The organism is Streptomyces sp. NPDC035033 (assembly GCF_040636735.1).
GTDB lineage: Bacteria > Actinomycetota > Actinomycetes > Streptomycetales > Streptomycetaceae > Streptomyces.
On the sequence record NZ_JBEZUZ010000155.1, the window covers coordinates 1 to 9,274 of the forward strand.

Consider the following 9,274-nt stretch of genomic DNA (forward strand, 5'->3'; position numbering starts at 1 on the left):
GGGGGGGCGGCGCGGCGCCGCCGCGCGCGGACGCGGCGGCCCGGGGGCCGGGGCCCCGGGACCGGCCCGTCAGCCGAGGAAGTCGGCGACGAGGTCGGCGAACGCCTCCGGGGTGAGGACCTCCACGCCCAGCTTCTCGGCGGCGACCGCCTTCGAGCTGGGCCTGCCCGTGGCGGAGGGGGCGGAGACCAGGTAGGCGGTCCTGGCGTTGACGCCGCTGCCCGCCCTGCCGCCGGCCCGCTCGATCAGCTCGTTCATGTGCGAGCGGCCGTAACCCTCCAGCCGCCCGGTCATCTTCCCGGTGACCACCACGGTCTTCCCGGCCAGCGGACCCGCCGCCGGCTCCGCGCCGGCGGTGCCCTCCGCGCCCTCCGTGCCGTCCGCCCCCTCGGTGCCGTCCGCGACGGGACGGCCGGGCCGCTCCGGCTCCGTCATGTTCACGCCCGCCGCGATCAGCTTGTCGACGACGGGGGCGAGCGCGGCCAGCTCGGCGACGACCACGGGGGCCTTCTCCGGGCCGATGCCCTCGACGGCCAGCAGGTCCTCGGCGCTCGCCGCCCGGATCGCCTCCATCGTGCCGAAGTGCTCGGCGAGCCGCCGCGACATGCGACGGCCGGTGCCCCGGATGCCGAGCGCGCAGAAGACGCGGCTCAGCGGGCGGCTCCGCGCCAGCGCGAACTGCTCGACGAGCTTCGCGCCCCGCCGCGCGCTGCCCGAGGCGGCCGCCAGCTGCTCCTCGGTGAGGGTGAACAGGTCCGCCACGTCCGTCACCAGACCGGCGTCGATCAGGGCCCGGACGTAGGTCCTGCCGAGACCGTCGATGTCGAGGACGTCGCGCCCGGCCGCGTACTCGATCAGCGGGGCGAGCGCGCAGCCCGCGCCCTTCGCGCACCGCCACCGCTCCTGGCTCTTGTCGATCTCGCCCCGGCAGTTCGGGCAGGCGGCCGGCAGCGGGACCGGGACGGCGCCCTCGGGCCGGAACGCGACGACCGGCGCCTGGACGCGCGGGATGATGTCGCCGGCCTTGTGGACGGTCACGGTGTCGCCGAGGTGGAGGCCGCGGCGGGCGATGTCGGCGGGGTTGTGCAGGGTGGCGCGGGAGACCGTGGAGCCGTCGACCTCGACCGGGTCCAGGATCGCGGTCGGCGCGAGCACGCCCGTGCGCCCCACCTCCCAGACCACCTCCCGCAGCACCGTCTGCCGCTCCACCGCCGGCAGCTTGTAGGCGATGGCCCAGTACGGGAACCGGCTCCCGAGCCCCGCCTCGGCCTGCTCGGCCGCGCTGTTCGCCTTGACGACCACGCCGTCGATGCCGAACGGGAGCCCGGCGCGCAGCGCGCCGATCGCGTCCACCCGCTCCTGCGCCTGCGCGATCGTGCTCACCACGTGCAGCCCGGCCGGGGTGTCGACCGTGGTCCGGACCCCCGCCGCGGCGACCGCGGCCAGGACCTCGGCGTGCGTCGCCTCCGCCGGAGGAAACGATCCGCCGTCCAGGCCGACCGCGCCGTACGCCCAGAACGACATCTCCAGCCGGTACGGGCGGTCCTTCGCCCGCAGCGTGCCGGCCACCGCGTTCCGCGGGTTCGCGAACGGCGCGCCGCCGTGGGCCGCGCGCACCTGCTGCGCGGTCTCGAACTGCTCCTGGGTGAACAGCACTTCGCCCCGGACTTCGAAGGTCAGCGGCTCCGGCAGCCGCTCGGGCAGCCCGGCGACCGACCCGACGACATGGCTGACGTCCTCCCCGTGCGTGCCGTCGCCCCGGGTGACGACCTGGACGAGCAGGCCGTCCCGGTACCGCGCGGCGACGGCCGCGCCGTCCAGCTTCGGCTCGACGGTGAACCCGCCCTCGACCTCCCGGCCCAGCCGCCGCCGCAGCGAGGCCTCCCAGGCGGTCAGCTGCTCGGGCCCGAAGACGTTGTCGAGGCTGAGCAGGCGGGTGGTGTGCGCGACGTCGCCCCCGGGCGCCGCGCCGTCGGCGACCAGCCCCGTCGGCGAGTCCGGCGCCTCGCCCGGGTGCGCCTCCTCCCACGCGAGCGCGGCCAGCCGCAGCGCGTCGTACGACGCGTCGTCCAACGGGCTGTTCTCGCCCGCGTAGTAGGCGGCGGACGCGGCGCGCAGCCGGGCGAGCGCGTCCTCGTACGCGGCGGGGGTGGACAGGACGAAGTGCGCCTCAGCGGCGGGAAGGGCGGTCATGAGGACATCTTCGCGCGGGGGTCTGACAACGCCCTCCCGGCCGGGCCGGTGGCCGCGCTCAGGCGGCGAACACCGGGGCCAGCGCGGTCAGGAGGCGGGACGTCAGCTCCTCGCGGACGGACGGGCCGGCCGCCGGGGACTCCCCCCGGTGGTCGTCGGGGAAGGCCGACCAGTCGACCTCGCGGGCGGCCCGTTCGAACACGGCGAGGGAGAGCGGGTGGCCGAGCCCGGTGGGCCACTCGCCGGACTCCCGCAGGACGGTCTCCAGGAGGGGGAGCGGCAGGGCGCAGCTCTCGGCGAGCAGGACGGCGTCGTACAGGTCCTTGGCCTGGGGGTACATGTCGCAGCTCAGCCAGAGGAGCTTCCACGCCAGCGAGAGCTCCCGGTCGGCCGCCCGCACGCGCGCGCCGGCCACCTCGGCGGTCCGGGGCGGGGTCGGGAGGCGTTCGTGGAAGACGAAGTCGAGCTGCACCTGGCCGCCGGGCAGGCCGGGGGCCGTCCAGGGGAGCACGAGGCGGTGGCCCGGGACGCGTTCGTACGTCCAGATGTACTCGGACACCGCGCCGGCGCCGTCGATCACGAGCTCCGAGCCGAGCGTGCGGGCGAGCCGGTCGGCGGCCCCGGCGATGCCGTCGAGCATGGCCCGGGTGCGCGGCTCCTCGATGCGCCAGGTCTCGGGCACGACCACGAAGTCGATGTCCTTGGGCGGACGGGCGGCCTCCCCGAACCACGCGGACATCAGCATGCTGCCGCGCAGCACGAGCGAGTCCGCCCACGCCGAGCCCGCCACCGCCGCCAGCACCAGGTCGAGCGCGGAGCGGCGGGCCGCCTGCCAGCGGGCGCGCAGCTCCGGGTCCCCGACGACGTCGTCGGTGGGGCGGAAGGCGTCCTGGAAGTGCTTGAGGGCGGGGTCGAAGACGCGGTGCCGGACGGCGGCGGCGCCGATGCCGGCGGTCAGGGTGGCGGGGTGGGAGTGCCGGCGCCGGGCGCTCTCGGCGGTCGGTTCGCCGCGGGTGCCGGGCCCGTCCGGGATCGGGTCCGTCCAGGTGGTGCCGCTCATGCCGTCTCCTCGGGGGTCCGGTGGGGGTGTTCGGTGCCGGGCTCCAGCCAGCCCTCGTCCACCGACAGGTCGCTGTCCGAGAGCACCAGCTCCCGCTCCTCGCCCACCACCTCGTGTCCGGCGGCGAGCAGGGCGGCGAGCAGGTCGTCGCAGGCCCGGAGGGCCGCGGGGGCCGGACCGGGGTGCCGCTGGGTGACGAAGCGCTCGTGGCGGCCTCCGGGGCCGGGGAGGGCCCGGCGGGCGTTCCAGGAGACGTGCGCGCCGTGCGGCACGACGAGCGCTTCGAGCGCGGCCCGGTCGTACGGGGCCGGCAGCGCCAGCTTCAGGTGGTGCTCGTGGTACCCGCCGCCCGGCCCGGCCGGCTCCGCGCTCCACGGGACCGTCTCCACCTTGACCCGCACCGGCTGGAACCCGTCGGCCCGCAGCGCGGCCACGAGCGCCGGGTGTCCGGTCCGGTCGGGGAGCGTCAGCATCGGCTGGACGGGCATCCGGCCGCGGGCCAGCACGATGGTGGTGAGCTTCAGGCCCCGCCGGGCCGCCCACGCCTCCAGCCGGTCCCGTTCCTCCCCGGTCCCGCACCGCACGGTCACGTGCGTCTCGTACGTCCCCGGGGCGTCGTGCGTCCCGTCCACCCCGTCGTCCCCGCCTGTCGTGCGCACTTCCGAACCCTTCTCCTGGCGGGGCGAGTCTGGCAGACGGGCCGTCGGCGGCTCACCTCCTTATCCCGGACCCGGGTGTGCGGCACGGACCCGGATGCGGCAGGATGCGGACCGGGAGGGGATTTGAATGCGTTCAGAAACATGGCGGCCGGCGCGCGAGGGCGTGCGGGACCGGCTCCCCGCGGTCCTCGTGACCTCGATGGCCGTCCAGCTGGCGGAAGCCGCGATCGGGACGGTCGCGCTGTTCGTGTGGGAGCGGACCCTGGAGACCCCGGGCCGCTCCTTCAGCGCGATGGGACTGTTCCTCCTGGCGGCGGCCGCGCCCTTCGTGGTGGCGGCGGGGGCGGTCGTCGCCCTGGTGCTGTCGGCCGTGTGCGTGGCGCCGCTGACGGCCGCGGCGGGGTGGCTCGGCCGGCGGTTCTCGGGGCGCGAGGCGTGGTGGTGGGTCCCGCCGGCGGCCGCGGCCGGAACCGCCCCGCCGGTCCTGGCGGCGGCCCTGTGGAAGGGGATCGGGCCCCTGCCCGCCCTCGTCTGCTGGGGGGTGGCGGCGGTGGGCCTCGCCGTCCCGGTCCTGGTCGTCCGCCGGCTGGTGCTGCCGGACCGCCCGCGCGTCTCCGGCCGCGCGATGCTCGGCGGGGTGGCGGTCTACGGCACGCTCGCCGTCGTCACCGCCTGGGCGGCCGCGGGCGCCGCGCTGGAGGCGGGGGCCGGGTACGAACCCCCGCGCCTGGACGCCCGGCGGATCGCGGGCACGTGGTCCGACGGCCGGGGCGGCACCCTGACCCTCACGGCCGGCGGCGGGGCCACGGCCGTCCGCGTCGCGGCCTTCGGCCCCGACGACGACGTCGAGCAGATGACCGCCTCCTGCGACGGCGCCGGCACCTGGACGTACACCCCGGGCAGGAGCCCCTGGTCGCAGGAGGTCGTGGTCGCGGTCGACGGCTGCGACCTGGCCCCGTGGGGCGTCTACGGAACCCCGGAGCGGCCGAAGCTCTTCGTGTACGCGGGCGATCCCGACCTGGGGGACCTCTACGTCCTGCGCCGGGACCCGGAGGGCGGCTCCGGCGGGGACCGTACGATCCGGGGGTGAGCCAGACGCCCGGCGCGACGCCGCCCCCGACGCCCTCCGCGCGCCCCTCGGGACCGGTCCCCGCGAGCCCCGAGGAGGCGCTGGCCCTGGCCGCCGACGGAGCGCCGCCGGGGTGGCGCGGGTGGCCCGCCGAGGTGCTGGCGCCGTCCGTACGGGTGGCGCTGACGCGGGCGGAGCTCGTACGGGATCCGGCGGTGCCGCCGTACGGGGAGCGGGGGGAGGAGCTCTACCAGGCCGTCGGGGGCGTGGAGGCGGACGCGGTCGCGGGGGAGCGGCTCGCGGCGCTCGTCGGCGCGCTGGCGGACGGCGGGGACGCCGCCCTGGCGGGGGAGGCCCTGCGGCTGGCCCGGGAGGGACTGCGCGCGGGAGCCCTCGGACCCGGCTTCGTGCGCGAGGTGCTGACCGGCCTCCTGGACGCGCCGTCCGACCGGCTGGTGAACGACGCGCTCGCCGAACTGGCCGAACCCTGGGCCGCCGTCGAGCCGTTGCCGGCGGACCGGCTGGACGGGCTGCTCGCCGCCCCGACCGCCGACGCCGCGCTCACCACCGCCGCCGCCCACGGGCACGGCGGGCTCCTGTGGCGGGCCGCCGAGGACCCCGGGACGGCTCCCCGGACGCGCCGGCGCGCCCTCGCCCTGTACGGCGAGACCGCCCGGCGCGACGACGTGCCCGCGGTCCTGGCCCTCGCCGGCACGGACCCGCTGCTCCTCGGCGGTCCCGCGGTCGACTGCCTGCGCGCCCTGCACCGCCGCGGCCACTTCGTCACCGACGCGGACCTCCCGGCCGTCGCGGCCCTCGCGCTCGCCGACCACACGATCCCGGCCCGCGCCGTGGCCACCGTCCTCTACACCGGCCGGCACGCCCTCCTGCCCCTGCTCGCCGGCGCCGCGCCCGACGCCCCCGACTGGCCGCGCCGGCTCGACCTCCTCGTCGCCCTGGACGAGCAGGGGGTCGCGGAGCTGCCGGTGGCGGCCGAGATCGCCCGTGTCCTGCCGCGCGCCTCCGCCCCGGAACCGTTCCTGCGCGCCCTGCGCGCGCTGCGCGACCCGGCCACCGAGGACGCCGTCCTCGCCGCCCTCCCGCGGGCGCCCGCCGACGCGCTCGACGCGCTGGAGGCCGTGGGCGGCGACCGGACGGCACGCGTCCTGGCGGCGGCCCTCGGCCTCGACGCCCCCGCCCCGGACGGCGCCCCGCCGGCGCCGGAGCACACCGAGCGCGCGGTACGGGCCTTCCGGAGCCGGGCCCTGGAGCTGGTCTGGTCGCTCGCCGCGGACCCCGGGCTCCGGCGGAGGCTGCTCGCGCGGCTCGACGCCGCCGAGCTGCCCGCCCGGATCGCCGCCGGCCTCGGCGGCCCCGACGAACGCGAACTCGCCCTCCTCGCCGCCTCCCTGGACCCGGACCGGCCCGTCGCGGCCCTCCGCCGGATCGCCCGGCACGCCGGCGCCGACACCCTCCCGGTCCTCGCCGACCTGCTGCTGCGGATCGCCGGAGAGGCGGCCGCCGCGTGGGAGCCCGGCGGCGCGGAGCCCGTGCCCGACGCGGAACCGGTGGTGCCGCCGGAGGCCGTGGACGCGCTGCTCGATCTCGGCCGGCGGCTGCACGCGCGCCGCCGGATCCGGCCGCTGTGCCTCCTGGACGCCTCCGACGCCGAGGCCGCCGGACCGGCGCTCGTCGCCGACCTGGCGCTCGGGCTGCTGGACGGGCCCGGCCTCACGGCGGGCGAACAACGCGTCCTGCTCCGGCTCCTGCTCGACCTCCCGCGGGCACCGCACCCCAGGATCCGGGCCCGGGTCCACCGCCACCTGCGCCACCCCGACCGGCACGTCCGCAAGCACGCCGTCGCGCTCCTCGCCCGGGACACCACGGGCGACGGCGTCGAGGCCGTCTCGGCGACGCTGCTCACGCTCACCGGCCCGGACCGCGACCCGCAGACCGTGCGGCAGACCCTGACCGCCCTCGGCGACGCCGGCGCCCGCTGGGCGTCGGACGCGATCTCCGCCTGCCTCGACCACCCCGTCATGAACGTCCGCAAGACGGCGGCCCGCGCCCTCGCCACCGCCGGTACGCCCCGGGCCGTGCCGCACCTCCTCCACCGCCTCGGCCACGACGACAACCCGGGCCTGCGCACCCACCTCCTCGACGCCCTCCGCGCCCTCCTCGGCGACACCCTCGCCGCCGCGCTCACCGCCGCGGCGGCCCGCGCGGCCGACCCCCGCACCCGCGACCGGCTCCTCGCCGCGCTCCCCGCGGACCCGGCCCCGGACCCCGACGAGACGGACCTCCGCCGTCTGACGGAGGAAGGCTGGGACCCGGACACCGCCCTGCGCCTCGCCGAACGCCACGCGCCCGGCGGAGCCGCCGGCCGCCACCGGGCCGCGGGGCTGCGGGAGCTGCGCCCGTACCTCCGCGACTGGCTCGACCTCGCCGCCGCCTCGGACCGGGCGCGCCGGGCCGTCCTCGGCGTGCTGCCGACCCGGGTCTGCCCAGGCCCGTGGGAGGTCCACGAACGGGACGCGTTCGCCCGCCGCGCCCCCGTCCTCCTCGCCGGCCTCGCGGAGGCGGAAGGGGAGGCGCGGGACACCCTCGTCGCCCTCCTGGAGGCGGTCGTGCCCCATCCGCGTCCCGGCCTCGGCGCCGAAGTCGCCGCCGCCGTACGGGCCCTGCCGCCCCGGCGCCCGGGCCGCCGCTCCACCCTCCCGCTGCTCCGGCTCGCCGGCGCGGTCCCCGTCCGCGCCGACCTCGACCGCGAACTCGCCGCCACCGCCCTGGCCCCCGACCCGGAGGCCGCCCGCGCCCGCCTGCTGCGCGAGACCTTCGGCGTCGGCGAGGCGGAGCCCCGCCCGCCCTGGTACGGCGAACTCGCCGCCGCCGCACGGAGCGTGCCGGAGCTCGCCGCCCTCCGGCGGCGGCCCCCCGCCGCCGGGTCGCGCGCGCTGCTCGCCGCCCTCACCGCCGTACAGTCCGAGGCGCCGCCGGACGTCCGGGCCGCGCTCCTCGACTGGATGACCGAGCTCCAGCCCCTGGGCGCGCCGCCGTGGACCCTCGTGGAGACGGCCCGCGCGGGGACCCCGCCGCCGCGCCCCGCGCACCCCGCCGACCTGGACCAGCCCCGCTCCGCCGCGCAGCGCGAACGGCTCCTCGCCCTGCTGGCCTCCGACGTGCCGGACCGCCGGAACGCGGCGGCGCGCGCCCTCCTCGCCTGGCCCGAGCCGGACGCCCGCGCCGCCGTCCTCGCCGCCCACCTGCGCGGCCGGGCCGACGCGCCCGCCGACCCCGCGCTCCGGGCCGCGCTGGGCGACGCCCTCACGGAGGCCGGCCCCGCGGCGCTGCTCGACGCCGGCGTACGGGCCGACCGCGTCGCCCGCCTCGCGGCCGACTCCGACGCACGGCGGCTCCCGACCCTGCTGCCCGTCCTCCTGCACCTGTGGCGGCACGGGCCCCGGGCCGCCCGCGCGGACGCGTCCACCGCCCTGCGGAGGATGCCCGCCGACCTCCTGGCCGGGCACCTGGAAGACGAGATCGCCGCGGGCGCGACGGGCCTGCTGGTCCTCCTCGCCGGCCGGCCGCTGCGGCGCACCCCGGTGCTCGACCGGCTGGCCGGGCGCCATCCGGAGGCCGGTCTCGTCCTCGTCGACGGCCCGCTGCACGGCCCGGAGGCCGCCGAGCGGCGGGCGGCCGCCCTGCGCACCCTGCGCGAACGCGCCCCGGCGCCGGCCGCGTCCGCCTCCTCGCCCCCGTACGAGGAGCTGCTCGCGCTGCTGCGGTCGCCCGAGCCCCCGCGGATCCGGCGCGCCCTCGCCCTTCTGGTCGAGCGCGCCGCCGCGTGCGAGCCGGCGCGCCTGGAGGGGCCGCTGCGCGAGCTGCTGTCGCATCCCGAGACCGGCGTGCGGCTCCACGCGCACCGCGCGTCGCGGGCGCTGCTCGACCGGGACGCCCATCTGCGGCTGACCGAGGTCCTGCTCGGCGACCCGAACCCCGACGTCGTCCGCGGCGCGATCCGGGTGCTCTCGCGGGCCCGCTGGCGCCCGGCGGTCCCCGTCTTCGTCGCCCTCCTCGACCACGGCCGGCCCACCGTGCGGCGGACGGCGCGGGAGGCGGTCCTGCTCGCCGGCCGGGAGGCCGTCCCGCCGCTGCGCCGGGCCGCCTCCCGCGCCCGTCCGGACCGCCGGGCCGTCTACGAGGGGCTGCTCGCGCGCGTCAGGGAGGAAGCGGGGGAGGGGTAGCCGGGAACGCCGGCGGGGCGGCGCGCCCCGACCGCGGTGTCGGAGCGCG

5 protein-coding genes are annotated in these 9,274 nt (G+C 79.0%); 2 read left to right on the plus strand and 3 right to left on the minus strand.

Translation table 11 applies throughout. The features are described from left to right. Positions 1–69: 69 nt before the first annotated feature. Genes ligA through AB0E83_RS34030 form a run of 3 tightly spaced genes read right to left on the minus strand, consistent with a single transcriptional unit; the run spans position 70 to position 3,912 of the window. Positions 70–2,193, minus strand: coding sequence for an NAD-dependent DNA ligase LigA (gene ligA / locus AB0E83_RS34020; protein WP_362120460.1), 2,124 nt, complete (start codon positions 2,191–2,193; stop codon positions 70–72). 58 nt (positions 2,194–2,251) lie between these two features. Then, on the minus strand, positions 2,252–3,253 hold the full coding sequence (locus tag AB0E83_RS34025) for a nucleotidyl transferase AbiEii/AbiGii toxin family protein (protein WP_362120462.1): 1,002 nt from the start codon (positions 3,251–3,253) through the stop codon (positions 2,252–2,254). Further along, the gene (locus AB0E83_RS34030; protein WP_362120464.1) at positions 3,250–3,912 is read right to left on the minus strand and encodes a hypothetical protein; all 663 of its coding nucleotides are present in this window, start codon (positions 3,910–3,912) and stop codon (positions 3,250–3,252) included. Before AB0E83_RS34030 ends, AB0E83_RS34025 begins: the two co-directional genes overlap by 4 nt. A 127-nt stretch (positions 3,913–4,039) precedes the next feature. Here AB0E83_RS34030 and AB0E83_RS34035 point away from each other — a divergent pair, with 127 nt between their 5' ends. Continuing rightward, complete coding sequence (locus AB0E83_RS34035; RefSeq protein WP_362120465.1) at positions 4,040–5,002, plus strand: hypothetical protein; 963 nt, start codon at positions 4,040–4,042, stop codon at positions 5,000–5,002. Then, complete coding sequence (locus AB0E83_RS34040) at positions 4,999–9,225, plus strand: HEAT repeat domain-containing protein (RefSeq protein ID WP_362120467.1); 4,227 nt, start codon at positions 4,999–5,001, stop codon at positions 9,223–9,225. The genes AB0E83_RS34035 and AB0E83_RS34040 overlap by 4 nt, the downstream gene beginning before the upstream one ends. Positions 9,226–9,274 lie beyond the last annotated feature (49 nt).

Excerpts from the sequence above, each read along its gene's own strand:
- ligA (WP_362120460.1), bottom strand. The coding sequence starts at position 2,193 with ATGACCGCCCTTCCCGCCGCTGAGGCGCACTTCGTCCTGTCCACCCCC.
- AB0E83_RS34025 (WP_362120462.1), bottom strand. The coding sequence starts at position 3,253 with ATGAGCGGCACCACCTGGACGGACCCGATCCCGGACGGGCCCGGCACC.
- AB0E83_RS34035 (WP_362120465.1), top strand. The coding sequence starts at position 4,040 with ATGCGTTCAGAAACATGGCGGCCGGCGCGCGAGGGCGTGCGGGACCGG.